This is a genomic window from Pseudarthrobacter sp. PvP090 (assembly GCF_040547365.1).
Lineage (GTDB): Bacteria > Actinomycetota > Actinomycetes > Actinomycetales > Micrococcaceae > Arthrobacter.
This window is the reverse complement of sequence record NZ_JBEPPO010000004.1, coordinates 161790-186545: the sequence shown is the minus strand read 5'-3', so window position 1 is coordinate 186545 and position 24756 is coordinate 161790. Positions and strand designations below refer to the sequence as shown.

The 24756-nt window shown below is 68.5% G+C and carries 27 protein-coding genes and 1 tRNA gene; 17 read left to right on the top strand and 11 right to left on the bottom strand.

Annotated elements, in window-relative coordinates; translation table 11 throughout:
- Positions 1 to 11 precede the first annotated feature (11 nt).
- Together ABIC21_RS06120 and ABIC21_RS06115 are read left to right on the top strand one after the other, a co-directional pair.
- On the top strand, positions 12 to 689 hold the full coding sequence (locus tag ABIC21_RS06120) for an arsenate reductase ArsC (protein ID WP_354349524.1): 678 nt from the start codon (positions 12 to 14) through the stop codon (positions 687 to 689).
- Positions 686 to 1108: an arsenate-mycothiol transferase ArsC gene (locus ABIC21_RS06115; protein ID WP_354349523.1), complete on the top strand. Its 423-nt coding sequence runs from the start codon at positions 686 to 688 to the stop codon at positions 1106 to 1108. Before ABIC21_RS06120 ends, ABIC21_RS06115 begins: the two co-directional genes overlap by 4 nt.
- A 221-nt stretch (positions 1109 to 1329) precedes the next feature.
- On the opposite strand, the gene ABIC21_RS06110 is transcribed toward ABIC21_RS06115, so the two are convergent.
- Complete coding sequence (locus tag ABIC21_RS06110) at positions 1330 to 1986, bottom strand: hypothetical protein (protein WP_354349522.1); 657 nt, start codon at positions 1984 to 1986, stop codon at positions 1330 to 1332.
- 213 nt (positions 1987 to 2199) lie between these two features.
- Between ABIC21_RS06110 and ABIC21_RS06105 the strand changes: the two genes are divergently transcribed.
- Positions 2200 to 2272, top strand: a tRNA-Lys gene (locus ABIC21_RS06105).
- A 78-nt stretch (positions 2273 to 2350) separates the two neighbouring features.
- On the opposite strand, the gene ABIC21_RS06100 is transcribed toward ABIC21_RS06105, so the two are convergent.
- Positions 2351 to 3760 carry an MFS transporter gene (locus ABIC21_RS06100; protein ID WP_354349521.1) on the bottom strand — a complete coding sequence of 470 codons (1410 nt, stop codon included), beginning with the start codon at positions 3758 to 3760 and terminating at the stop codon, positions 2351 to 2353.
- Positions 3761 to 3904: 144 nt separating this feature from the next.
- Between ABIC21_RS06100 and ABIC21_RS06095 the strand changes: the two genes are divergently transcribed.
- The 3 genes from ABIC21_RS06095 (at position 3905) to ABIC21_RS06085 (ending at position 5675) form a co-directional block, all read left to right on the top strand.
- Positions 3905 to 4426, top strand: coding sequence for a MarR family winged helix-turn-helix transcriptional regulator (locus ABIC21_RS06095; RefSeq protein WP_354349520.1), 522 nt, complete (start codon positions 3905 to 3907; stop codon positions 4424 to 4426).
- A gap of 65 nt (positions 4427 to 4491) precedes the next feature.
- Positions 4492 to 4722: a hypothetical protein gene (locus ABIC21_RS06090; RefSeq protein WP_354349519.1), complete on the top strand. Its 231-nt coding sequence runs from the start codon at positions 4492 to 4494 to the stop codon at positions 4720 to 4722.
- Positions 4719 to 5675: a serine/threonine-protein kinase gene (locus ABIC21_RS06085; protein WP_354349518.1), complete on the top strand. Its 957-nt coding sequence runs from the start codon at positions 4719 to 4721 to the stop codon at positions 5673 to 5675. Before ABIC21_RS06090 ends, ABIC21_RS06085 begins: the two co-directional genes overlap by 4 nt.
- 15 nt (positions 5676 to 5690) lie before the next feature.
- On the opposite strand, the gene ABIC21_RS06080 is transcribed toward ABIC21_RS06085, so the two are convergent.
- Positions 5691 to 6863, bottom strand: a complete 1173-nt coding sequence (locus tag ABIC21_RS06080; RefSeq protein WP_354349517.1) for a GGDEF domain-containing protein — start codon at positions 6861 to 6863, stop codon at positions 5691 to 5693.
- A gap of 202 nt (positions 6864 to 7065) precedes the next feature.
- On the opposite strand from ABIC21_RS06080, the gene ABIC21_RS06075 reads away from it, so the two are divergent.
- Positions 7066 to 8088: a PHP domain-containing protein gene (locus tag ABIC21_RS06075; protein ID WP_354349516.1), complete on the top strand. Its 1023-nt coding sequence runs from the start codon at positions 7066 to 7068 to the stop codon at positions 8086 to 8088.
- Positions 8089 to 8430: 342 nt separating this feature from the next.
- On the opposite strand, the gene ABIC21_RS06070 is transcribed toward ABIC21_RS06075, so the two are convergent.
- A complete protein-coding gene (locus ABIC21_RS06070) occupies positions 8431 to 9525 on the bottom strand; it encodes a lactonase family protein (RefSeq protein WP_354349515.1) in 1095 nt (364 codons plus the stop codon).
- A 60-nt stretch (positions 9526 to 9585) separates the two neighbouring features.
- On the opposite strand from ABIC21_RS06070, the gene ABIC21_RS06065 reads away from it, so the two are divergent.
- Positions 9586 to 10416 (top strand): putative protein N(5)-glutamine methyltransferase, encoded by an 831-nt coding sequence (locus tag ABIC21_RS06065; protein WP_354349514.1) that lies wholly within the window; start codon positions 9586 to 9588, stop codon positions 10414 to 10416.
- Here ABIC21_RS06065 and ABIC21_RS06060 read toward each other — a convergent pair.
- From ABIC21_RS06060 to ABIC21_RS06040, 5 genes are all read right to left on the bottom strand, one after another.
- Positions 10413 to 10898, bottom strand: a complete 486-nt coding sequence (locus ABIC21_RS06060; RefSeq protein WP_354349513.1) for a hypothetical protein — start codon at positions 10896 to 10898, stop codon at positions 10413 to 10415. The two genes, ABIC21_RS06065 and ABIC21_RS06060, sit on opposite strands and share 4 nt — an antisense overlap.
- 123 nt (positions 10899 to 11021) lie before the next feature.
- Complete coding sequence (locus tag ABIC21_RS06055; protein WP_066432543.1) at positions 11022 to 11285, bottom strand: GlsB/YeaQ/YmgE family stress response membrane protein; 264 nt, start codon at positions 11283 to 11285, stop codon at positions 11022 to 11024.
- 196 nt (positions 11286 to 11481) lie between these two features.
- On the bottom strand, positions 11482 to 12453 hold the full coding sequence (locus tag ABIC21_RS06050; protein WP_354349512.1) for an aldo/keto reductase: 972 nt from the start codon (positions 12451 to 12453) through the stop codon (positions 11482 to 11484).
- An 18-nt stretch (positions 12454 to 12471) separates the two neighbouring features.
- Positions 12472 to 12681, bottom strand: coding sequence for a dodecin (locus ABIC21_RS06045; protein ID WP_056428140.1), 210 nt, complete (start codon positions 12679 to 12681; stop codon positions 12472 to 12474).
- Positions 12682 to 12776: 95 nt separating this feature from the next.
- Positions 12777 to 13520: an SGNH/GDSL hydrolase family protein gene (locus ABIC21_RS06040; protein ID WP_354349511.1), complete on the bottom strand. Its 744-nt coding sequence runs from the start codon at positions 13518 to 13520 to the stop codon at positions 12777 to 12779.
- Positions 13521 to 13803: 283 nt separating this feature from the next.
- Here ABIC21_RS06040 and ABIC21_RS06035 point away from each other — a divergent pair, with 283 nt between their 5' ends.
- Positions 13804 to 14061 (top strand): metal-sensitive transcriptional regulator, encoded by a 258-nt coding sequence (locus ABIC21_RS06035; RefSeq protein ID WP_018774886.1) that lies wholly within the window; start codon positions 13804 to 13806, stop codon positions 14059 to 14061.
- Positions 14062 to 14140: 79 nt separating this feature from the next.
- Here the strand turns inward: ABIC21_RS06035 and ABIC21_RS06030 are convergent, their stop codons facing one another.
- On the bottom strand, positions 14141 to 14851 hold the full coding sequence (locus ABIC21_RS06030) for a FadR/GntR family transcriptional regulator (protein WP_354349510.1): 711 nt from the start codon (positions 14849 to 14851) through the stop codon (positions 14141 to 14143).
- 146 nt (positions 14852 to 14997) lie between these two features.
- On the opposite strand from ABIC21_RS06030, the gene ABIC21_RS06025 reads away from it, so the two are divergent.
- From ABIC21_RS06025 to ABIC21_RS05990, 8 genes are all read left to right on the top strand, one after another.
- Positions 14998 to 16551, top strand: coding sequence for a four-carbon acid sugar kinase family protein (locus tag ABIC21_RS06025; protein ID WP_354349509.1), 1554 nt, complete (start codon positions 14998 to 15000; stop codon positions 16549 to 16551).
- A 34-nt stretch (positions 16552 to 16585) separates the two neighbouring features.
- Positions 16586 to 17479 (top strand): NAD(P)-dependent oxidoreductase, encoded by an 894-nt coding sequence (locus ABIC21_RS06020; protein ID WP_354349508.1) that lies wholly within the window; start codon positions 16586 to 16588, stop codon positions 17477 to 17479.
- 117 nt (positions 17480 to 17596) lie between these two features.
- Positions 17597 to 19012: a GntP family transporter gene (locus ABIC21_RS06015; protein ID WP_354349507.1), complete on the top strand. Its 1416-nt coding sequence runs from the start codon at positions 17597 to 17599 to the stop codon at positions 19010 to 19012.
- Positions 19012 to 19899, top strand: coding sequence for a class II fructose-bisphosphate aldolase (locus ABIC21_RS06010; protein ID WP_354349506.1), 888 nt, complete (start codon positions 19012 to 19014; stop codon positions 19897 to 19899). Before ABIC21_RS06015 ends, ABIC21_RS06010 begins: the two co-directional genes overlap by 1 nt.
- A 214-nt stretch (positions 19900 to 20113) precedes the next feature.
- Positions 20114 to 21451, top strand: coding sequence for an acyltransferase family protein (locus ABIC21_RS06005; RefSeq protein ID WP_354349505.1), 1338 nt, complete (start codon positions 20114 to 20116; stop codon positions 21449 to 21451).
- Positions 21448 to 21792: a GNAT family N-acetyltransferase gene (locus ABIC21_RS06000; RefSeq protein WP_354349504.1), complete on the top strand. Its 345-nt coding sequence runs from the start codon at positions 21448 to 21450 to the stop codon at positions 21790 to 21792. The genes ABIC21_RS06005 and ABIC21_RS06000 overlap by 4 nt, the downstream gene beginning before the upstream one ends.
- A 118-nt stretch (positions 21793 to 21910) precedes the next feature.
- Entirely contained in the window at positions 21911 to 22636 is a 726-nt protein-coding gene (locus ABIC21_RS05995; protein WP_354349503.1) for a hypothetical protein, read from the top strand.
- A gap of 29 nt (positions 22637 to 22665) precedes the next feature.
- Positions 22666 to 23448: an SDR family NAD(P)-dependent oxidoreductase gene (locus ABIC21_RS05990; RefSeq protein ID WP_354349502.1), complete on the top strand. Its 783-nt coding sequence runs from the start codon at positions 22666 to 22668 to the stop codon at positions 23446 to 23448.
- Between the two features lie 157 nt (positions 23449 to 23605).
- Here ABIC21_RS05990 and ABIC21_RS05985 read toward each other — a convergent pair whose 3' ends face one another.
- Positions 23606 to 24649 (bottom strand): FUSC family protein, encoded by a 1044-nt coding sequence (locus tag ABIC21_RS05985; RefSeq protein ID WP_354349501.1) that lies wholly within the window; start codon positions 24647 to 24649, stop codon positions 23606 to 23608.
- Between the last annotated feature and the right edge of the window lie 107 nt (positions 24650 to 24756).

Genomic DNA, 24756 nt, shown 5'->3' with positions numbered 1-24756 from the left:
GGAGAGCTGACATGACTTACCACCCCGAACACGGCACGGGCCTGCAGGACAACACCGAGCTCCTGCGCCGGATCAGCGCGCGCCTGGCCGACCGGTTCTCCGGTGTGTTCGCCGCAGAGACGGTGGAACGCTACGTCTTCGAGTCCTACACGGCACTGGCCCGGACCGCGAAGATCACCACCCACCTGCCCTCCACCACGGAACACTTCGCCAGCGACCGGCTCAGCGCCCTGGCCAAATCCAAGGACGCCGTCACCAGCGACGTCCCGGAGGTGTTATTCGTTTGCGTGCAGAACGCCGGCCGGTCCCAGATGGCCGCAGCCCTGCTCACCGTCGAATCCAAAGGCAGGATCCGCGTCCGCTCAGCCGGTTCCCTCCCGGCGGCCGAACTGGACCCCGCCGTCGTCGCGGCTATGTCCGAGATGGGCCTGGACCTCACCAGGGCCTACCCCAAGCCCCTCACCGACGATGTGGTGCGCGCCTCCGACGTGGTAATCACGATGGGCTGCGGCGATTCCTGCCCGATCTACCCGGGCAAACGCTACGAGGACTGGGAGCTCGCCGACCCGGCCGGCCTGCCCGTAGCCGCCGTGCGGATCATCCGTGACGAGATCCACGACCGGGTCAGGGCGCTGGCGGCGTCACTGCTCAACAACCCCACCTCAGACAAGGAAGTATCAAACGCATGACCCCGACCACCAAAACGCCCAGCGTCCTGTTCGTCTGCAGCAAAAACGGCGGAAAATCCCAGCTCGCCGCCGGACTCATGAACCAGCTCGCAGACGGGGCCGTCACAGTGCACTCCGCCGGGACCAAGCCCGGCAAGTCATTGAACCCGCAGGCGGTGGACTCGCTGGCTGAACTCGGCATCGACATCACCGGCGAACACCCTAAGCCAGTCACCGGCGAAGTGCTGGACGCGGCCGACGTTGTGATCGTCCTGGGCAACGAGGCAAAGGTCGAAGCCCCCGAGGGCAAGCGGCTCGAGGTCTGGGATACCGACGAGCCCTCCGAGCGCGGCATCGAAGGCATGGAACGCATGCGCCTGGTCCGGGATGACATCAAGGGCCGTGTCCAGAAGCTGTACGCGGAGCTCACCGGAAGCTGACCGCGCCGGTTCAGCTGCCGGGGCGTGGCGCGTCGAGGGCATGAAAATGGTGCCGAACCGGATACGCCTCTCGGCGGTAGGCCGCTCTAGGCGGCTAGATGTTGAAGCCCGGGGGTTTCGCGGTTCGGCACCGCTTTTAGTGTTCTACGTGGTCGGGGACAAGTCAACATTGACAGTCCGCGGGTGGCATGCCTACCGGGGTCCGGCGGCGTGCGGGGGCCTCAGTCCAGCTCGCCCAGGCGCCAGGCGTTGGCGGCGTGTTCGAGGTCCTCGGCGGTCTTGACCAGGAGGTGCGAATTGCGCGTGAGCTTGCTCGCGTGGTTCTCGTTGCTGTGCTCGGCGCCGTCGGCGAGGGTGGCCTGGCCCAGTGCCACCACGCGGCAGAACGCGGCGGAGCGTTCCAGCGCGACGTCGAACTCGCCGTCGAACGCTCCGGACAGGATGGCATCCGCCATCGACTTCATCTCGTCCGCCCCGGGCGGCTCGGCCGCGCCGGCCACCACGTGCGATACCTGCGCGGTGTCCTTGCCGGCCTTGAAGTAAACGGAGATCCGCTCCGGGTCCTGGATCGTGGCGGCGCGGAGGGCGTACAGGCGCCAGAGGGCCCCGGGGAGCGAGCGTGCCGGGCTTTCGGCCCACATTTCGGCAATGGCTTCCAGACCCTGTTCATCGGCGAGCTTCACGAGACGCTTGGTCACGACGGGGTCGTCGCTGTCGCGTCCGCGGCGCACGAGGGCCTGGGCGGCGAGGTGGGCTGCCTCGGAGATGCGGGCAGGATCGGCCCCGCCCGCGAAGGGTTCAAAGTCAATCGGGGCGAAGGCCTTCGGCTTGTGGTGCCGGTGCGGTCCGGGGGCGCTGGATCCTGCTTGCTCGCTCATGCCACCACGCTACTCCAGAGCTGTCGGGGAATCGAGCGTGCGGACCGGCGGAGCAGCATCTGTCCGGGACCCCTGGCCCCGCGCACGACGACGGCGTCCCCGCCGGTGCGAAAATCCCGCCCCAGTCTGGGGTACAGTATTAACGTCCAGAAATGGACTGGGCTGATCAGCCCTTGAACAGCGGATTTATCCGTTGTTTCGGGGCCTCGGCTGGGGCCTTTAGCTCAGTTGGTAGAGCATCGGACTTTTAATCCGTGGGTCGTGGGTTCGATCCCCACAGGGCCCACCCACGGAGCAGGCCAGAGGCATTTTGCCTCTGGCCTGCTTCTGTTTTAAGCCCTTGGTGGTCGGGGCGAGCCCGGGTTTATGCGGGGTTCGCCGTCCCCGACGCCTCTGCCGCCGTCTGTGCATACGTCGCCGAGACCCGGCGGTAGACCGGCGTCAGGAACGCCAGCAGCGCGGCCGCGATCATGATGATCCCAGCCATCAGGAACACCAGGGCGATGCCGCGGGAGGTGCCCTCGCCCAGCAGCGGGGCCAACTGGGCGGCGCCTTCAGCGGACCGCGCATACGGGATGATCCAGACCTGGGAGATCGGCGCGATGAGGAACGCGGTGATCGGAGCCGCCGCGGACTCGAACGCCATGGCGAATCCGAACACCCGGCCCTGCCGGTTCAGTGGCACCACTTGCTGGATGACCGTCTGCTCGGCGGCCTCCACGAAAGGCACCAGGACCAGGTACAGCCAGATGCCGGCGATGTAAAGCCAGGCCCACTCCCGCAGTGTGAACACCGCACCGAGGACCCCCATCAGGATCACCGCGATGAGCATGGTGCGCAGCGGGTTGGACCCGAGCCCGAACTTGCCGATCAGCGCGCCGCCCACGATGAACCCGGTGGCGCCGAGCGCAAAGTAGGTCCCCCACAGCTCCACGGGGAACATCTCCAGGCCGTAGGGATCCATCAGCGCCATGTAGACGCCGCCGATGAAGTTGTTGAACGTGGAGAAGAGAATCAGTGCGAAAAGTCCGGAAATGGCTCGGACGGCGGCGAGGGAGCCGCGCAGGTCGAAGCCGCCGTGGGCGTCCGTGGCGGCCGCGCGCACCTCCTCGGGTATGCGCAGCGTGAGCAGGTGCGCGAACGCGAGCGCGGTGAGCGCGATGGCGACGACGATGGTCCAACCCATGCCCAGCAGCCCGACCGAGAGCCCGGAGAGCACCGACGTGACGATGAACATCAGTCCCTGCACCATTCCCACCAGCCCGTTGGCGTTGGCCCGCCGGTCCGGCTCGATGAGAATGGTGACCGTGGTGGAGAGGGCGATGTTGCGCATGTTTTCCACCACCGCGCCGACCAGGATGACCAGGGTGAAGACCCAGAACCATGGCTGTGTCAGGTCCAGCATCGAGGCTGCGGGTGTCAGCAGGAACATGACTCCGGACAGCATGAACATCACCAGGGTGAAGCCGGCGGCGAAGCGCATCACGTCCAGCTTGCGGTAGCGGTCCACGAAGGTGCCGAAGCTGATGCTGGAAAAGGCGATCAACAGCATGTACGCGCCGCCGATTACCCCCGTGGCGATCACATTGCGCGTCTGCAGGTACGCCCAGAACGTCAGGGCGAACCACAGGTAGCTGGTCGTGATGTTGGCCAGGGCGGTGTTTGCCAAAATCCCGGCGAAGGTGCGGGACCGCTGCGCCGGACTGCGCAAGGACGTGTCGATCGCGTCGGGAGCGGCAGCGGCCCTGGACGGGGCCGGGTCCTGCTCGGTCATGCGTCCCAGTGTACTGAGATCCACCGGACGCGGACACGGGGTTGCGGCAGGCAAAGCCCGCGAGCCGGGGTCGAGCCCGGATTCCTTCCCGGCCGTCCGGAGAACCCACGATGATCTAGTAACCAGTTCAGCTAGGATTGCCGGATGAACGCGCACAGCCCTTCCGGTTCCGGGTACTGGTACGGACCCGACGACAGGCTCGACCCGCCCGGCGCCGTGCTGCAGGCCCTGCGTGAATACCGCAACGCGGAAGTCACCCGGCGGCGCTCCACGCGGGATTCCATGGGGATGGGCGAGACGGACCTGCTGGCGCTGAGGTTTCTGCTGCGCGCCCAGGCGAACGGCGAGCGGGTGGGGCCGAAGGACCTCAGCCGCGTCCTCGGCATCACCACGGCCTCCACCACCTCGTTGATTGACCGCCTCGTAGGCAGCGGCCATGTCCGCCGCGAGCCCCACCCCACGGACCGGCGTTCCCTGGTCATCGTTCCCACGGTGGAAACGGATGCGGAGGTGCGGGCGACGCTGGGGGACATGCACCGCAGGATGATGGCCGTCGCGGAGGACCTGAGCGCCGAGGAAGCGAGGACCGTGGTCAGCTTCCTGCGGCGGATGAGTGAAGCATTGGCGGAGCCCCCGCACCACGCTGCAGGCCGACCCCGTAACTAACTAGCTAGCCCACCTAGTTATATGTATGCTTACTAACTATGTCTGATTTGTGTTTTTCCGGCGTCATGGCTGAACTGGCCGCCGCCTCCGCGTCTCCCATGCAGTCCCTGGCCGCGCCGGTCCACTGCGGGATGCCCATGGAGTGGAAGTCGCCTGCGTCGGCCACCATGTCCGTGTATTCCTTCGCGCCGGCCGACGCCGCGGCAGAGCTGCCGCCCCTCTGGCGCTGCGGCTGCGGCTTCCAACTGGACGGCATCATGCGGACGTCCGGGATCCCGTCCGGCCTCAGCCGGTGACCCCGCCCGCTGCCGCGGCCCTGGCGGAACGGACCGCCGCCAGCCCGTCTCCGGTCCCGGCCGGACTCGATGCCAAGGTGCTGGTGGAACGGACGGCCAACCCCTCTTCGGTCCCGGCCGCCGGACTCGATGCCAAGGTGCTGGTGCTCCCGGGCCCTGACGGGAGGGGATTCCTGGTCCGGGAACTGCTGGGCCGGGGCGCCACCGCCACGGTGTTCCGCGGCACGGACCTGGCAGACGGCCGGCCCGTCGCCATCAAGGTCGCCGAGGGCCCCGAAAAGCGGCAGGCCGAACGGATCCACGCCGAGGCGCGCATCCTGGCATCGCTCGATCACCCCGCGATCGTCACCTTCATTGCCGAGGGCGTCGTGCCGGCGGGCGACCGCTGGGCCGGGCGCCCGTTCATCGTGGAGGAACTCGTCTACGGCGGAAGCCTCGCCGAGCGGATCCGCAGCGGCCCTGCCGACGCCCGCGACGTGGCCGGCTGGGCGGCGGCGGCGCTGTCCGGGCTCGCGCACGTCCATGCGCGCGGGCTGGTCCACCGGGACATCAAACCTGCCAATATCCTGCTCAGTGGGCTGCGGCGTTCCGCGGTCCGGATCGCCGATTTCGGTATTTCCACCCCTGCCGGCGCCAAGCTGGAGCCGGGTGATTCCTCCGGCACAGTGCACTACATGAGCCCGGAGCAGGCCGCCGGCCGGTATCCCGGTGCGCCGGGCGACGTCTATTCCCTCGGGCTGGTGCTGCTCGAGTGCCTCACCGGGGCCAAGGCGTTCCCGGGCACTCTGATGGAATCCCTCGTGGCGCGAACCCTCCGCAACCCCGTGATTCCCGCTGACCTGGGGCCGGCCTGGGTGTCATTGCTGACCGTAATGACCGCCATGGACCCCACGGTGCGGCCCGCCGCGGCCGCGGCCGGAAAACTCGCGGCGAAGCTGCCCCGCAAGCGCTGAGTGTTGCCGGTCGGCTCAGCTGGCCTGGGTTCCTGCGGCGGTGAACCCGATGACCGCCCGGTTGCGCCCTTCCGCCTTGGCGTTGTATAGGGCGCGGTCGGCCTCCCGCAGGAGGCGCTGCAGCCCCGCGTTCCGTTCCCGGGTATCGACGACGCCGAAGCTCGCCGTCGGCGCGTCGACGCCGGCGGGCAGGGAGCTGTGTTCGGCCAGCGAGGCATTGATCTGGTCTGCGATCCGGACGCCCTCTTCGGCGTCGACGCCGTCGAGCAGCAGCGCGAATTCCTCCCCGCCGTAGCGGCCCACGAGGTCGGCGTCCCGCACCGCTGAACGGCAGGCAACGGCGAAAGCGCGGATGACGCCGTCGCCCGCATCATGCCCGAAGCGGTCATTGATGGCCTTGAAGCGGTCCAGGTCCGCCATCACAACCACGGTGTCGACGCCGGCCGCGAGGTTGGCCCGGAGCCTGCGCTGGGCCTGGTGCGTGAACTCCCCGCGGTTCAGCAGCCCGGTCAGCCCGTCACGGTAGGCCAACTCCTGCAGGTCCTCGGTCCGGCGGGCGTAGTTCAGCGAGGTGATGCTGGACGAGACAACCACCAGCAGGATCATGGCCATCAGCAGGGTCACGCCGGTGCCGAACAGCATCTGGAACAGCGGATCCTCCGGGCCGAGCAACGCCAGCCCCACCATCCTGCTCAGGTAATAGCCGGCACAGACGGCAGTTGCGACGGCGAGGGACCGGACGAGGCGCCAGGAATCCACCCGCTCACGCCACAGCTCCGCGGAGGCGAGACCGATCGCGGCCCCCATCAGTGCCAGGAGGACGATGCTGCCGATCCGGGCATGGTCTGAGTAGCGGACGCCGGCGTCGATGGCGACGGCCGCCGTCGCCGGGACCCCCAGCAGCCAGGGCCTGATCCGGCGGCCGGCCAGCGAGCGGGTCCCGGCCCAGACGCAACCGGAGCCCAGCACCATGACACCGTTGCCCACGCTGGGGGCCCAGGTCACCGCCTGGACCTCACCCATGAAGTAGAACGTGGCAGCCAGGAAGAAGGAGGCGACAGCCCCGCACCACCAGCCGGCAAACGGAGCCCGGCTCTGGCGGTAGGTGTCGAAGTAGAACAGGACCAGCATTGTCAGCGTCATCACGGCGAAGACCACCATGAGCGTTGACCGGTCGAGAAGCACCATAGATTGAAGTTTCCCTGCTGCCGGAGCGGCCCTCCCCATGGACCGCCGGCGTAGTTCCCCGCCGGATCAGGCCCCGGCCGGGACAAGTCTCTCAGAACGCCGCCCCCGCCGGCCGAAACGGCGCGGCATCGGGGCGGCGCCGGGGTCCCCCGAGCGGCAGCCAGGGGTGCCCGGGCGCCGGTCCGGGGTGCAAGATGGTGCCATGGATGCCGCCGACGCCCTCAACGAGATCGCCTTCTGGCTCGAACGCGAGCTTGCCCCGACCTTCAAGATCCAGGCGTTCCGGAAAGCCGCCGGAATCGTTGCCGGCCTCGGGCCGGAGGAACTGGCAGCCCGGGCTGCCGACGGCCGGCTCCGGAGGACCAAGGGGATCGGCGACCGGACGTACCAGGTCATTAAGGAAGCCCTCGACGGCGACGTGCCGGAGTACCTGGTCGGGCTCCGGAACCGGGGATCCCGGCCGCTGGTGCCGGGAGGACATGCTCTGCTTGCCTCGCTCCGCGGCGACCTGCACAGCCACAGCGACTGGTCCGACGGCGGATCCCCGATCGAAGCCATGGTGGGCGCCGCCAGGCTGCTGGGCCGCGAATACCTTGCGCTGACCGACCATTCACCCAACCTCAAGATCGCCAACGGGCTGAGCGCCGAGCGGCTGGCCGGGCAACTCGACATTGTCGAGGAGATCAATGCCCGCAACGACGGCGGCTTCCGCCTCCTGCGGGGCATCGAGGCCGACATCCTCGAGGACGGCAGCCTGGACCAGACGCCGGAGATGCTGGACCGGCTGGATATCGTCGTCGCGAGCGTGCACTCAAAACTGCGCGCGGACAAGCGCACCATGACCCGGCGGATGCTCGGCGCCATAGCGGACCCGCACATGAACGTGCTGGGCCATTGCACGGGCCGGCTCATCCAAGGGGGCCGGGGAACGCGTCCGGCGTCGGAGTTCGACGCCCACGAGGTCTTCGCCGCCTGCGCCGAGCACGACGTCGCCGTCGAAATCAATGCCCGGCCAGAACGCCAGGACCCGCCGGGAGCCCTCATTGAGATCGCCCTCGAGGCCGGCTGCCTGTTCAGCATCAACAGCGATGCCCATGCCCCCGGCCAGCTCGATTTCCTGCAGTACGGTGCCGAACGGGCGGAACGCAACGGCGTGCCGGCGGAACGGATCGTCACCAGCTGGCCCCTCGACCGCCTGCTGGCATGGGCGGCGTCGACGCGCTGACTGCCGGCGCACCGTCCGACCGCGGGACATGCCCTCCGGGTGCGGGGATGGTTGAGCATAGTGCTGTTGTGCCCAGTGTTCACCGCGATGATTGAGCATGTCCCGCGGTCCGGGCTGCTGCGCGGCCCGTCCATGTGCGCCGTGCAGGGGACATGCTCTCCGGACGCGGGGAGGGCTGGGCATAGTGCCCTTATGTCCACTGTCCGCTGCGGGGACTGGGCATGTCCCGCGGCCGTGCTACCGGGTGGGACTGGGCATGTCCCGCGGCCGTGCTACCGGGTGGGACTGGGCATGTCCCGCGGCCGTGCTACCGGGTGGGACTGGGCATGTCGCGCGGCCGTGCTACCGGGTGGGACTGGGCATGTCCGCCGCCGGGACCAGCGCGGTGGGGGAAGCCAGGTCCACCCTGCCCGCGGCCTCACCGGGGAGCCCGGTCACCGGATCCAGCAGGTACGTCACCACGTCCCCGGAACGCTCGTGCGCCACATGCAGCCGGCCGTTCCGGACCAGATGGTGCCGCGGCCAGTCGCCGCCGCTGGCGACGTCGGCCACGGGCCGGACGACGCTGCCGCCCGCGTCCACCTCCAGCACTCCGATCCGGTTGGAGCCGCGGACCCCGACGTAGGCGTGCCTGCCGTCCGCGGCGAGGGCAATCTCCGCCGCGGAGTCCCCGGGAAGGGCACCCGCCGTTGTCGCCGGGACCATGCCGGCGAGGCGGAATGTCCCGGACTCCGGGGACCGCTGCACTACCGCAACCTCAATCGAGTACTCGGTCACCACCAGCACGCTGCCGCCGGGATGCTGGACCAGGTGCCGGGGGCCGCTGTCCCGTGGGAGAGCCAGTTCATGGTCCAGCCGCAGCCCTTGGGCGGGCACATAGTTCCAGACCCGCAGGAGGTCGTGCCCGAGGTCGGTGGTCATCACCCTGCCGTCGTCGAGCATCAGGCTGGCGTGGGCGCGGCTGGGACGTCCGGCCAGCGTCGAGGCGGCGGCCGCGAACCGTGCCGTGATGCCGCCGTCATGGTCCAGTTCGTACAGCAGCACCTGCCCGTCGCCCCAGCAGGCCACCACGAGGAAGCGGCCCTGCGGGTCGACGGCGACGTGGCAGGCGGCGTCGCCGGCCGGCCAGCCACGGCCGGCGGCTTCCAGCCCGAAGTCGCCGGAGCGGCGGTACGCCGTGACGGTCCGGGCCGCCTCACCCACGGCATAGACCACGTCAAAGGTGGAGTGCACGGCAAGAAACGACGGCGAGTCCGCCGCGGCGGCGAGGCCCAGCCAGCGCAGTGTTCCGTCAGTTCCGGCATGCAGCGCCCCGATTCCGATCCCGCGGCCGCCGCCGTCCGCGGTGTAACAACCTGTCCAGATCAGCTCCCGCGAGGGGACTGCAGCCGTTGGTAACAGCACGGAAGACGGTGCGGCGATTCGTTCGGTGGCCATGGTGCCATCCTGCCACTTCGATAGCATGGGACTCCGGCACCATACGCGGAGAGGGGGCACATGACGGCTCCACCCGCGCCCCGGGTCATCACACGGCTGCGGGCTGCCGGCTGCGTCTTCGCCGAGGACGAAGCCCGGCTGCTGGCCGCTGCCGCCGCGACGACGGACCAGCTTGATGCCCTTGTGGAGCGGCGGGTGTCCGGACTGCCGCTCGAGCACATCCTGGGCTGGGCGGAGTTCTGCGGGCTTCGGATCGAAGTGGACGCGGGTGTATTTGTGCCCCGCCGCCGCACCGGATTCCTGGTCCAGCAGGCCGCGCAGCTCCTGGCCGGCACCGGCGGCACGGGGCGTGCGCCCGTCGTCGTCGACTTGTGCTGCGGTTCAGGGGCGGTCGGAACCGCGCTGGCGGCGCTGGCCGGCCCCCTGGAGCTTCACGCCTCGGACATCGACCCCGCCGCGGTGCGGTGCGCGGTCCGCAACGTCGTTCCGCTCGGCGGTGCCGTCCACGAAGGGGACCTCTACGAGCCTCTCCCGGCGCGGCTGCGCGGGCGGGTCGACATCCTTGCGGTCAACGCCCCGTATGTTCCTTCGGCGGAGATCGGCACCCTGCCGCAGGAAGCCCGCCTGCACGAGCCGCGGGTTTCCCTCGACGGCGGCACGGACGGGCTGCAGGTCCAGCAGCGGGTGGCCGCCGCGGCGCCCCAGTGGCTGGCACCGGGCGGCCACCTGCTGATCGAGACGAGTCGGCGGCAGGCATCGCGGACAGCCGGGCTGTTCATCCGCAATGGACTCACCGCCAGGGTGGCCCGCTCCGGGGAGCTGGAAGCCACGGTGGTGATCGGAACTGCGGCGACCGGCGCAACGGACCCGCCCGCAGCCCGGTGTAGCTAAGAAACCTTGTCGGGATCGACGTTGGTCGCGGCTCCCGCCAGGGTGGCGCCACCTTCGTCGGACCAGTCCTGCCCGTGCTGGTCGTTGAGCGCCGGGTCGGACTCGACGTCGGCAGCCGCCGAAGCCGCGGACGCGGACGAGGTCCCAAGGTTCACGGTCTCCGGATGCGTGCTGTGCGCCGGGATGCCGGCCGCGGCGGTGCCGCTCGACTTGTCAACGTTCCCGGTGGGGGAGTTGTCACGGCGGACGGCTGAACCGATGACCGTCCCCGCGCGCCGGGCAGCCTCGCCGAGCTGCTCCGAGACCTCGGGTGCCTTTTCCTTGACCGCATCGGTCGCCGCGGTCAGCTTGTCCTGGACCGGCTGGCTTTCCCAGAGGGCCGCCGCGCGGGCTTTAAGCTTCTCGTAGGCTGCCCGCCCGGACCGTGACCCAAGAACGTAGCCTGCGGCGATTCCGGCTCCAAAAAGAACTTTGCCTTTCATGCTGTACTCCTGCTCCTCGGTGGTGCTCAAAAAATAAAGGGGACCGCAAAATCGTGGCGCGGCCGTGTGCCAAAAAACCGGCCCCGGGAAAAGTCCCGGGACCGGTTTTCGGTCGCGTCAGCTTTAGCGGGCTGAGCGCTTGGTGATCATGCCGTAAACGAGCAGGACGATGATCGCACCGCCGATGGCCAGGAGCCAGGTCGACAGCGAGAAGAACTCGTTGATGCCAGTGCCGAACAGCAGTCCGCCAATCCAGCCACCCAGGATGGCGCCGACGACGCCGAGCAGCAAGGTGATCAGAATGCCACCGCCCTGCTTGCCCGGGAGGATAGCCTTAGCGATTGCGCCGGCAATAAGGCCCAGAATCAGAAATGCAAAAAAACCCATTTTTGTTGTTCCTTCTTCTTTCATTGAGGAGACACCCGGGTTGCCGAGTGCGCTTCATCCTTCTGCCCTAATACTAATCATGCTTAGCATAAAAGAGCCACTCCGGGCAGGGAAACATCCCGCGACGCTGCTCCTTTGGCCGGCCGGACCCGTTTGTCCGACCCGCCGGTGCGGGTTCAATTCGCACCGTGTACCGTCACCACGCATAGTCCTCCGGCGCGGTCCGGTGCCCCGGAAAGATGCCGTCCAGCCGCTGGAGCGCGGCCGCGTCGAGCACCAGGTCCAGGGCGCGGAGGGCCGCCTGAAGCTGCCCCGGGGTGCGGGGACCCACAATCGGTGCGGTCACGGCGGGCTGGTGCAGCAGCCAGGCCAGCGCGACGTCCCCGGGTTCCCGGGCCAGCTCACCGGCGAAATCCTCGAACTGGCGGATCTGGTCCCGGTGCTTCTCAAGGGTGGCGAGGGACCGGCCTTCGGTGCGGCGCACGCCGTCGTGCCCTTTCTTCAGCACCCCGCCCAGCAGTCCACCCTGCAGGGGTGACCAGGGGATGAGCCCCAGCCCGTACTGCTGTGCGGCCGGAATGACCTCCAGTTCCACGTTGCGGGTCAGCAGGTTGTAGATGGACTGCTCGCTGACGAGCCCGAAGCTGTGCCGGCGCACGGCAGCCTCCTGCGCCTGGGCGATGTGCCAGCCTGCGAAGTTGCTGCTCCCCGAATACAGGATCTTGCCCTGCTGGACCGCGACGTCGATCGCCTGCCAGATCTCATCCCATGGAGTCATGCGGTCCACATGGTGGAACTGGTAGAGGTCGATGTGGTCCGTCTGCAGCCTTTTCAGACTCGCATCCAGGGCTCGGCGGATGCTCAGCGCGGAAAGCCTCGACTCGTTGGGCCGGTCCGCCATGGTGCCGTACAGCTTCGTCGCCAGCACGGTCCGCTCGCGGCGCTCGCCGCCCGTGGCGAACCAGCGGCCCAGGATTTCCTCGGTGCGGCCGCGGTGGCCGGCGCCGCCGTAGACGTTCGCGGTGTCGAAGAAATTGATGCCCGACTCCAGCGCGGAGTCCATGATGGCGCGGGCATCGGTCTCCTCGGTCTGCGGCCCGAAGTTCATGGTTCCCAGGCAGAGCCGGGAAACCTTCAGGCCCGAGCGGCCCAGCTGCGTGTACTGCACGCGGTGGTCCTTTGCGGCTTAGCGCTCCAGGCGGAACCCGAGCTTGATGGTGACCTGCCAGTCGGCGACCGCGCCGTTTTCGAGGTGTCCGCGGATTTCCTTGACCTCAAACCAGTCGAGGTTGCGCAGGGTCTTGGCCGCCTCGGCGATGCCGTTGCGGACCGCGGCATCAACGCCCTCGTTCGACGTTCCGACAATTTCAGAAATGCTGTAAGTGTGATTAGACAACTTCGCTCCTCGTGATCGCCATCGATACCCGGCGGTTGGCCGTTCCTGCAGATTAGCCGACAGATCGCAGCGGGACTAGGCCCGGCGGCCATGCCTCAGGATCCCGAGACCGGGCCCGGCTCAGGGCGCTTGGGCGTTAGTGGCGGGGCGTCAGCGCGCTTCCGGACCCGGCTGACCATCCAGGGAAGCAGATAGTTGGTGAACCAGGCGAGGTCCCCCGCCTTGCTTTCCCGCCAGCTTCCGGCCGGCATGGGCTTGGGCTCCAGCGGACTCAGGCCATGCGGGACGCTCAGGGATTCGAGCACCATCGCCGCGATGGTGTGGTGGCCCATCGGCGAGAAATGCAGGCGGTCCGGGGCCCACATCCGCGGGTCCGAGAGCTGCCGCAGGACCCAGAGATCAGCGATCACACCGTGATGGCGCACGGCGATGGTCCGGATGTTCTCGTTGAAGACGGCGACCCTCCCGCGGTTATGTCCCAGCAGGGGTGTGTCGCGCCAGTCGGGGCCGGTGAACAACACGATGGTGGCGCCGGTGGCACTGAGCCTGCCCACCGCGGCGTCCAGGGCGGCAGCCAGCCGGTCGGGATCGCCCCGGTGGAACACAATGTCATTCCCGCCGGCCGAGAGCGTGACCAGGTCCGGTTTGAGCGCAATCGCGGGCCCGAGCTGCCGGTCCAGGATCTCGCCCAGGAGCAGGCCGCTGACGGCGAGGTTCGCGTACCGGAAATCCGGCCTTCCCTCGCTGAGTTCCTCGGCGATCCGGTCCGCCCAGCCCCGCATGCCGCCCGGACTCAGCGGTTCCGGGTCCCCGAGGCCCGAGGTGAACGAATCCCCCATTGCAACATAGCGGCCCCACGGCCCCGCATTCCAGGACCCTGTGGGCGGGCCCGGGTTCCGGTCCGGGCCCCGTCTCGGGGCGGGGCCTCCTGCGCCGGCCTGTCCGGCGCCAGAATCCAGGAAACCGGCGGCGTTCACACTCCCAGCAATACGCCGAAAATGCAGGCTTCACTAGGTACTTAGGTCCCTAGCCGGGAGCGAGGGAGATCATACCCTGCCGGGCATCCCTGATACATAGGGGGGTATATCATGGAATGTAGCCCCGTTGATCCTGGAGGAACAAATGGAACTCGATCCCACCGACATGAAGCCCGTCATCAATCGACTTCGCCGTGCCCAGGGGCAGCTTGCCGCCGTCACGCGAATGATCGAGGAGGGCCGCGACTGCAAGAGCGTGGTTACCCAGCTCGCCGCGGTGTCCAGCGCGCTGGACAAGGCCGGGTTCTCGATCATTGCCACCGGCCTGCAGCAGTGCATGCAGCAGGAGGACCCCAGCCTGGACAGGGCCGAACTCGAGAAGCTCTTCCTCTCGCTCGCCTGAGCCGCGCTGAGTCCCGTCCCCGCACGGCCGCGCGTCCCGCGGGCCGGATGCGGGGGGTCGGGCTTGCGGGACCGGATAATCAGGCCGGCCGGTCCGCCAGGACGTAGGTCTTGAGGTCATCCAGCGTCTGCTGCATGTGCGCGTCCATGGCGTCGCGGGCCTGGTGCGGATCCCGCGTGGCCAGGGCGTCGGCAATTTTCTGGTGATGGCCGATCGCGTGAGCCTGGATCTCGCGCACCTCGGAAGTCTGGGTCCGCCGCTTTTCCAGCACCCGGTGCAGCGGCGCGAACAGGACGGCCACAAAAACATTCTCCGAGGCGCGCAGGATGAGGTCGTGGAACGCCAGGTCCGCCGCCACGAACGCGGCGAGATCATGCTTGTCGTGCGCCTCGCGCATCGATTCCAGCTCCCGGTAAAGGGCCTTGAGGTCTGCGTCGCTGATCCGGCCCGCCGCGAGCTCGCAGGCGCCCGATTCCAGCATCCGGCGCAGCTCGATCAGCTGCACTGCGGCCGCCGCGTCGTTCTTCCCCTCTGACGCTGCCCGGAGGACGGCCTCCAGGGAGGCCCAGCGGCTCAGCGGGTTCACGAAGGTCCCGCGGCCGCGCTCCACGCTGAGGATCTGCTGGGCTTCGAGGGTCTTCATCGCCTCGCGGACCGTCATGCGGCTCACCTCATGGCGGGCGCTCAGCTCCAGCTCGCCGGGGACGGATGCTCCGGGCGGGAACTCGCCGGCAATGATGCGGTCCAGCAGTTCGTCGGCCACGACGCCGACCAGCGATTTCCTAGCCAATTTTCCCCATTCGCTGTCTCCGACCTGCCTGATGGACAAGTCTACTTGCGCGTCTTTGTGCCGTATGCCACACTAGCATTCAAATGTTAGATGTCAGACATCTTACAAATCCTTAACACGCAGCAGAGTCCCACAATGGAGTGCAAGTGCCCTTTGAATCAGAGCTTTTCGAAGCAGAAGTGCTGGCCGCCTTCCCGGCGGAGGTCCGGATCCCCGCCCGGACCGTCGCTGACACCCTCGCGGCCTCGTCCGTGCCGTCCCCCCGGATCCTGGTGGTGCTCGACGACGACCCGACGGGCACACAATCCGTCGCGGACCTGCCGGTTCTGACGCGGTGGGATGTCGCCGACTTCACCTGGGCCTTCAACCACCGCATCAACGGCCGCCGGCCGGACGCCGTCTACGTCCTGACCAACACGCGGAGCCTGGACCCCGCCGAGGCTGCAGCCCGCAACGAAGAGGTGGTCCGGAACGCCCTCGCGGCCGCCGCCCTCGAAACCCGCAGTGCCGGTTCCGGCAGTGCCGGTTCCAGCAGCGCCAGTTCCAGGCTGCGCCTGGGGTTCGTCAGCCGCAGCGACTCCACCCTCCGCGGCCACTACCCGCTGGAACCGGACACCATTGCGGCAACCGTCGCCGCAGTCAGCGGCGAGGCGACGGACGGCGTCGTTATCGTCCCGGCATTCCCCGACGCCGGACGCGTGACAATCGGCGGCGTGCACTTCATGCGCGGCACCGGCGACGATGCCGGCAAGCTCACCCCGGTGGCTGAGACCGAATTCGCCCGGGACGCGAGCTTCGGCTTCGCGAACTCCGAGCTGGCCAAATACGTCGAAGAGAAATCCCAGAGCCGCTTCCAGGCAGACTCGGTGATCGTGCTGACCCTGGACGTCATCCGCGCCGCCGGCCAGGACGGCGACCCGCAGGTCTCGGCGAAGGCCATCGCGGACGCCATCGACGCCGCCACGGACTCCACCCCGATCGTGGCCGACATCGTGACCGAGAACGATTTCCGCGCCCTCGCGCTGGGCCTCGAGGAAGCCGAGCGACGCGGCAAGAAGCTGCTCTACCGGGTGGGCCCGCCGTTTGTCCGGGGCCGCATCGGTCAGGAAATCCGCGCCGAGCTCAGCGGCGAGGAGGCCTACGCCGGCAACACCCCCTCCGGCGCCGGCGGCCTCATCGTCGTGGGCTCGCACGTCGGTGTCACGACCCGCCAGCTCAAGGCCCTCGTCGAACAGCACAGCGCCGCGCGCATCGTGGAAATCGACGTCGAAAAGCTGCTCGACGGAAACTCCGAGGGCTACCTCGACGGCATCGTCCGGGACGTCGCGGAGTCCCTGCACAGCGCCGACGTCATCCTCCACACCAGCCGGCTGCTCATCAAGACCGACGACGCCGCCGCGAGCCTGCGGATTGCCCGCACCGTGTCCGCCGCGGTCGTCGCAGTGGTAAACCGGACCCTGAAGACGTTCCCGCCGCGCTTCGTCATCGCCAAGGGAGGCATCACGTCCTCGGACGTGGCCGCCCACGGCCTGGAGATCCGCCACGCGATCGTCCGCGGCCCCATGCTGCCGGGCATCGTCAGCCTGTGGGAGCCGGTGGACGGACCCGCGAAGGGCATCCCGTACATCGTTTTCGCCGGCAACGTGGGCGACGACGAGTCCCTGGCCCAGGTCACCCGCAAGCTGAGCAATACTTTCTGACCCCTGCCAAACCCGCATTTCAACGGAGAAAACCATGAACTACAAAGTCACCGTCCTCGGCCTGGGCGCCATGGGACTGCCCATGGCCACCCGGCTGGCAACCCAGCTGACCGTCCACGGCTTCGACATCGCCGAGCCCCGCCTGGCGCTCGCCGAGGCCGCCGGGGTGCGCACGTTCGCCTCGGCCCGTGAAGCGGCCGAGGGCGCCGACGCGCTGCTGCTTGCCGTGCGCAATGGCGAGCAGCTGGACGACGTCCTCTTCGGCGCGAACGGCGTCGCCTCGGCGCTGAAGCCGGGCGCCGTCGTGATCCTGGGCAGCACCGTGGGCACCGAAGCCATTCCCGCCACCGTCGCCCGGCTCGCGGAATTCGGCGTCGCCCTCGTTGACGCCCCGCTCTCCGGCGGACCGAAGCGCGCCGGCGAAGGAGACCTGCTGATCGTCGTCGGCGCCGAACCACAGGCGCTGGAAGCGGCCCGTCCGGTCCTGGAACTGCTGGCCTCCACCCTGACCGTCGTGGGCGACAAGCCCGGCGACGGACAGGCCCTCAAGACCGTCAACCAGCTGCTCTGCGGAATCCACATCGCCGCGGCAGCCGAGGCCATGGCCCTCGCTGACGCCCTCGGCCTGGACCAGGCCAAGACCCTCGCAGCCCTGGAAGCCGGCGCCGCCGGATCCTTCATGCTGTCCAACCGCGGACCCCGCATCCTCGAGGCCTACACGGACAACGGCGCCGAGGTCCTCAGCCGCCTGGACATCTTCGTCAAGGACATGGGCATCGTCGGCAAGGCCACCCGGGCCGCCGGCCTCGCCGCCCCGGTGGCCGCCGCCGCCGAGCAGCTCTACCTCCTCGGCCAGGCCCAGGGCCTCGCCGCCGCCGACGACTCCGCCGTTATCAAGGTCGTCGCGCCCACCAAGCGCACCGCCTAGTTCCCCGTAGCCCCTCCAGATTCCCCCAAGCCCGACGACGGCGGATCCCCCCTTTCCGCCGTCGTCGAACCCACCCGCCGGTCCTTCCCGGGACCGGTCCGTCAAAGGAGACACCCGATGAGCGCTCTCGCTCTCCTGGCCATAGCCGCAGCAGGCGTCGCCCTGCTGCTCGTGGCCGTCATCAAATTCAAGATCCCGGCCTTCCTGGCGCTGCTGGTTGTCAGCGTCCTCGTGGCCCTGGTGGCGGGCATTCCGCTGCCGGACATCGTCAAGACGGTCACCGAAGGCATGGGCGGAACCCTCGGCTCCGTCGCCATCCTCGTCGGCCTCGGCGCCATGCTCGGAAAGATGATTGAAGTTTCCGGCGGCGCCCAGTCGCTGGCTGGGAAGTTCACCCAGCTGCTGGGACCACGCCGCGTCATCGCGGCCCTGACCTCCGCGGCCTTCCTGCTGGCCATCCCCGTCTTCTTCGACGTCGGATTCATCATCCTGATCCCGATCATCTACGGCTTCTCCAAGGCCGCCGGGGTCAACCCGGTCAAGATCGGCCTGCCGGTCGGCGCGATCATGCTGGCGATCCACGTCGTTGTTCCGCCGCACCCGGGTGTTGTGGGCGGTGCCGGCATCCTCAACGCGGACATCGGCTGGACCACCATCATCGGGCTCCTGCTCTGCATCCCCGTGGGTGTGCTCGGCTACTTCATCGCCAAGCGGCTCAACCGCCGCGACTACGTGATGCTCCCCGGCACTGCGGAGCAGTTCCGCCTCTTCGGCACCGGAAAATCGGACGTCGAGCAGGACACCGCGACGGGCGGCGGCGTTGCTGTCAAGACCGCAGCCAAGACCGCTCCCAGCCCGGCCATGATCATCACCCTGATTGTGCTGCCGATCCTGATGATCATGGTGGGAACCGTTGGCGCCGTGTTGCTGCCCAAGGGCAGCCCCGCCGCCGACATTGCAGCCTTCGTGGGCTCACCCCTGATGGCCCTCCTGACCGCTCTCGGCATGGCTTACTACTTCTTGGGTATCCGCCGCGGCTGGTCTTCCCAGCACACGGGTGAGGTCATGGACTCCGCCCTCGCACCGACCGCCATCGTGATCCTGGTGACCGGCGCCGGCGGCGTCTTCGGCAAAGTCCTCACCGTCTCGGGCATCGGCAAGGCGCTCGCCGAGGGGCTGCAGGACGTGGGGCTTCCGCTGATCCTGATGGCGTTCGTCCTGGCGGCGGTGCTCCGGGCCTCCCAGGGGTCGGCCACCGTGGCCATCATCACCACTGCAGGCCTGCTGGCGACCTCCGTTGCCGACGGCGGGTACTCGCCTGTGCAGACGGCACTGATCCTGGTGGCCATAGGCTTCGGCGCGTTCGGCCTCAGCCACATCAATGACTCCGGCTTCTGGATCGTCACCCGGTACCTGGGACTGTCGGTTGCCGACGGGCTGCGCACCTGGACGGTCCTCACGACCATCCTCGGTGTGGCAGGCTTCGCCCTGACGTTCCTCGTCTGGATCCTGGTGGGAGGCCTGAGCGTCTGATGCGTGTCCGTCTCGACCAGCTGGTGGTTTCAGCCCTCCAGCAGGGATCGGCCGTCCCGGCCTTTACCTGCTACGACTTCACCACGGCGCTCGCCGTGGTGGGGGCGGCGGAGGAGGCCGGCCGCGGTGCCATCCTGCTCGTCTCGCCCAGCACGGCGGCCACCCCGAACGGCCTGCGGCTGATTGAGGCGCTGCGCGGCCTGGCCGACGGCGCCGGGGTTCCGGTCGCCGTGCAGCTCGACCATGCCTCGGACCTCCGCGTGATTGCGGACGCCGTTGCCGCCGGGGCGGACTCCGTCCTGGTGGACGGATCGTCGCTGGCCTACGACGACAACATTGCCCTGGTCCGGTCTGCACGCGCCGCCCTGGACGGGCTGGCAGCGGACGGCACCGTCCCGGAGATCGTGATCGAGGCCGAACTCGGCGGCCTGGCCGGCGACGAGGACAGGGCCTTTGGACCAGACGCCACCGGCAATGCCCCGGCGGCCGGCACGGCCGGGCTCACCGACTCCGCCCAGGTGGAGGACTTCGTGGCACGGACCGGAGCCCAGTTGCTGGCCGTGGCCGTGGGCAACGTCCACGGCAAGTACAAGGGCGAGCCGGAGCTGCGCTGGGACGTGCTGCAGGACATTGCCGTGCGGACCCGCATTCCCCTGGTGCTGCACGGCGCCTCCGGAATCCCTGCCGCCGAGCTCGTGAAGGCCGCCGCCATGAACGTGGGCAAGGTCAATTTCAACACCGAGCTGCGTACCGGCGTCCTTGAGACCCTCGAGTCGCGCACGGCGGCGCACCGGACAGACGGCGAGAACCTCCAGGGACTGCTGGCCGACTGGGACGCCGCGGCCGGGGCTTTCGCGGCCACGGCGCTGGCGACGCTCTCGCGCTGACGCCCACAACCGCCCCGGAACCGGGGGAGGCCAGGATCAAAACCATGATCCTGGCCTCCCTCGGTTTAGCGCTGCTTTCCGCCTGAGCGGCCTGATATCCGGGCCTCCCGGTACTGGCCGTGGAACCGGACAAGGCCGACAATGGGGGCAACAACACAGCAGCGTTGACGGCCAACAGCCTACGAAGCGGTTTGGCAGGTTCCGGAGGGGCGCAATGGTTCCACGGCAGCGGGCAGGGAGCGGGCAGGCAATAAGGCCCGACCGCGACCTGGTGATTGATCTCGCCAGGTTCTTCTGCCTTGCACTCGTGGTGGCGTCGCACACCATGATGGTGAGTCCCGTGCTGCACCCCGACGGCACCGTGACGTCCGACAACACCCTCGGCAACCAGCGCTGGTTCGAACCGGTGGTCTGGGTCCTGCAGGTCATGCCGCTATTCTTCGTCGTCGGGGGCATAACCGGTCTGCAGTCCTGGCGGCGCCTCCGGGCCCGGGGCGGCCACACCTCCGACTTCATGCAGGCACGCATGCTCCGGCTCATCCGCCCTGCCGCTGTCCTGCTCGCCATCATGTTCAGTGGGCTCTGGGCGGCGAGGCTCGCCGGGGTGGACCCGCAAGTCATCCAGCTGCTGGTTTTCGGAGCAGGCACGCCGCTATGGTTCCTCGCAGCCTACCTCTCGGCACAGCTGAACCTCCCGGTGCTGGCACGCCTCCACGCCAGGGCTCCCTGGCTGACGATGCTGGGGCTCACTTCGCTGGCGGTGACGGTGGACTGCCTGCGCGGGATGATGCCGACGCTGGCGTACCTCAACATGGTCTTCCTGTGGTGCGCCGTGCAGCAGCTCGGATTCTTCCTCGCCGACGGCGGACCGCGGGCCCCGGGGCGTATCGCACTGGCCGGCATCATCCTCACCAGCAACCTGATCCTGGGCCTGCTCGTGTGGCTGGGTCTGTATTCCGGGAACATGCTGGTGAACCTCAATCCGCCCAACCTGACCCTGCTGCTCCTCGGCATCTCGCAGGCCGCCGCCCTGCAGCTCTTCCGGCCCGTGCTGTCGAGAATCGCGTCGCTAGTGCGGGTGCGGCGGTTCATTGGACTGGCCGGACGGCGGTCGATGACCGTCTACCTCTGGCATCTGCCTCTGCTCGCGGCGATGTCCGGCGTGTTAATTCTGACCGGCTTTCCGCAGCCAGCGGGGGGCACCGCCGCCTGGTGGTGGGGACGACCGCTCGTGCTGCTCGGGGTGATCGGCCTGCTGCTGCCCGTGCTGGCGCTCTTCGGCCGGCTCGAAGAGCGCCCGACGTCGCCCGACCCCGCCCGGCCCCGCCCGGTGCCTGCCGTGGTGATGGCCGCCGTCGTCGTCTTTGTCCCGGTGGCCGACGCAGCGCTCAACGGACTAACCCTGGGGCTGCTCGGCGGGGGAGCGGCGTGCTTCGCGCTCGCCGTCCTGCTGCTCGGCCGGATCCCGGCCCGGCTCGTGGCAGATCCGGGCCCCGGCGGATCGGGCCCGCCATTGCCACGCCCGCCATTAAGTGCCAATGTCGAACCATGACGGAGAACTCGGCAGCCACTGAAGACACGTTCAGCCCGAACGTATCCACCACCCGCAATGATGGGCTGCACCGCTACGAGCTCCACGTCGGCGACAAGCTGGCCGTCGAGATCCGCTTCATCGACGAGCCCGGCCATATCGACTTCATCCACACCGATACGGCGGAGCAATTCCAGGGCCAGGGTCTCGCCAAGGTACTGGCCCACTTCGCGCTCGATGATGTGGTGGCGTCCGGCAAGAGGATCATCCCGAACTGCCCCTTTATGTACCGCTACCTGCGCCGGCACGACTCCTACACCCAGTACATCGACTGGCCGGAGCAGCCCCCGGCCGGAGCCTGAAACCCGGACCGGCAGCGGGCCTGGGCTGTGGGACCCGCTTGTGACCGGGGCTACAACCTAATAAAGTCTTAGCAGAGTTATGCAGTTGGCTCTTGGACGTGTCCCTTTGGAGAACCCCGTGAACCATAAACTGCGTGTGCTTGTCCGTGTGGATGCCGATCCCGGACTTGTGACCCTCGAAGTCACCGGCTGCCTTACCCAATCAGACTTTCCCTCCTTGCTGCACATCATGCGCAGGGCGGGACGTCTCGGCGCGGGGACCGATGTCCTTGTCGACCTTCACGGTTCCTCCCACCTGGACCCCGAAATCCTCCTGCAGCTGAGGTCCATCGCCGCCGACGGCGGGGCTGCCGCCGGGTCCGGTCCCGGGGCTGAACCCTTCCGGGTCACGCTGGCGGAACCCGCGGACCTGCCGATCTGCCTGCTGCACGTGGGCTCGGACGGCGAAGTCCTCGCCGGCCTTGAGGGGGAGCCCGCGCCGGCAGCGCCGCTTGACGTTGCCGGGGCAAGGCCGGAGCTTTCCACTGGCATCGGAGGGCAGCTGGATTCGGGGCTGGACGAGGCCTGCATCCCGATTCCCGCCGAGCTCAACACCATCAACGGCCTGGAGCTCTCCGAGTACTTCGAGGGAACCCTGGACCCCGCCGCCACCGTCCGGGCTCTGTCCGACGCGGCCCTGGTCCAGCTGGCCGATGCCCTGTACCGGCACCTTGACACCAGCAGCCCGTCCTTTGGCGCGCACACCTGGTATGAGCTGGCCACCGAAGAGCTGCAGAACCGCCACCTGGGTGACGCAGCCGATCCCGCGGAAGATGAACTGGCCACGGGCCCGGCCCTGGCCTGAGGGCAGGGGAGCCGGGCTAAGCTGGCGCCATGACTGAACATGCCGCAATGCAGGCTGGCACCACGGCCCTGATCACCGGAGCAACCGCCGGGATCGGCGCGGAATTCGCCCGCCAGCTCGCCGAGCAGGGCCACAACGTGGTTCTCGTGGCGCGCGACACCGCCCGGCTGCAGGCCAGGGCGCAGGACCTGGAGAATCAGTACGGCGTGCGCGCCGAAGTCCTCGCCGCGGATCTCGCGGACGACGCCGGGGTGGCGGCCGTCGTCGCCCGGCTTGCGGATCCGGCCCGCCCGGTGGACATCCTGGTCAACAACGCCGGCATGGGCCTGCTGCACCCCTTCGAGGAGAACGACATCGCGGAGGAAACCAGGCATCTCAGGCTGCACGTGGAGACAGCCATGCAACTGACGCATGCCGCCCTGCAGGGCATGCTCAGCCGGCACTCCGGCAGGATCATCAACGTCGCCAGCGTGGCCGCGTTCCTTCCCCGGGGAAGCTACTCGGCGGCGAAGGCGTGGCTTGTCAGCTTCTCCCGCTGGGCCAACCTCGCCTATGCAAAACAGGGCGTGAACGTGACCGCGGTCTGCCCAGGATTCACCCACACCGAATTCCACGACCGGATGGGCATGGATAAGACGGTGACCCCGCGCTGGATGTGGCTGCCGGCCGAGCGCGTGGTGCGTGAAAGCCTCGCGGACAACATAAAAGGCAAAGCCGTCTCCATCCCGACCAAGCGCTACAAGGTGCTGACCGCCGCCGCCCGCGTCCTCCCTGACAGGCTCGTGACAGGGCCGGCCCGCCGCGCCAAATAGGTGCGGGGGATCAGGGCAGAAGGACCTTACGCCGGAGGAGCACGCCGAGCTCTTGGCAGCGGAGCCGCAGTAGCAGGACTGCATCCGTGCGGCTGCTCGCCTCTTCCGCGAAAGGGGCGGGCGGCCGCACGAGCCGTCGCCCCGGCGGCCGGAGCCGTCAACGCCGTCGGCGGATCAGGACGACGACGAGGATGCCCGTCAGGGCGCCCACCATTGTCTCGAGTGCCCGTTCGGTCACCAGCACCTGTGGGTCGGCGGGAGCGGCGAGCTGGGTCATCAGCAGGATCACGGGCGTGAAAGACACCATGGCCAGCCCGTAGTGCCTGGTCATAAACAGCTCCGTGGTGAACTGCAGGACGATCACCAGCAGGGCCAGAACGGCTGACTCGTGGCCGGGGAACGCCCGGAGGGGCGAGAAGGTCCAGGGAAACAGCACGGCAGCAACCACCACGAGGCCCACCAGGGTGCCAACAATCCGGTGCAGGCCGCGATACACGCTGCTGGGCATATCCGCCCCCGCAAGGGGGACCGCGGCGGCGGCCATGGCCCAGTGCGGGTGCCCGCTTCCGCTGAGGACCCCGACGGCGCCGGCCGCCCCGACGGCGGTGAGGTACCGGGCGGCATGGATCCAGGCTGCCCGGCCCCGGGCCCCGCGCAGCGGCGGGACATCCCTTTCCGCGCCGCGTTCCCAGGCCCGGCCCCGCACCCAGCCGCCAAACCCCACCAGCATGGAAAAGGCGGCGGACAGCGCGCCGATCAGGACCGCGGTGTGCCAGTGCACGGTGGTGGGGATGGAGGCGCACGCGCCCAGCGCCAGTATGCCGAAGAACGGGCCGTTGGGCTTCAGTGCGACCCTGTCGGCGAACAGGGACCCCGCCGCCGCGAGAAGCGTTTCGGTGACAACGAGCACCCAGGAATGGAGCTGGTTTACCGAGAGGAAGACGCCCACGGCCAGCCCGCCCACCAGCAGGAAAGCAGCCTGGCCCTGATGCCTGAGGCGCAGCTGATGCGGCTCGTTCCGGCCGTACATGCCGGTCAGGGCGCCGAACACCGCGTAGACCATCAGGTCCGGGCGGCCCGCGGCGAGGAGCACGAGGGACGGGATGGCCACGCTGACGGCCACGCGCACTGCTGAGACATGGTCGTTGTTGGCCGGCGCCAGGCGGTGGAGACTGCGGAGATGGCCGCGGAGAGGCTGCACGGTTGACTCTTTTCCGGGCTGGGCCGGTCATGCCGGACGGGTTGGTTGACGGGTTGGTCGCGCTGCGTGGTGCCGGACACGCCTAAGGCCTGCCTTGCGTGCTTCCC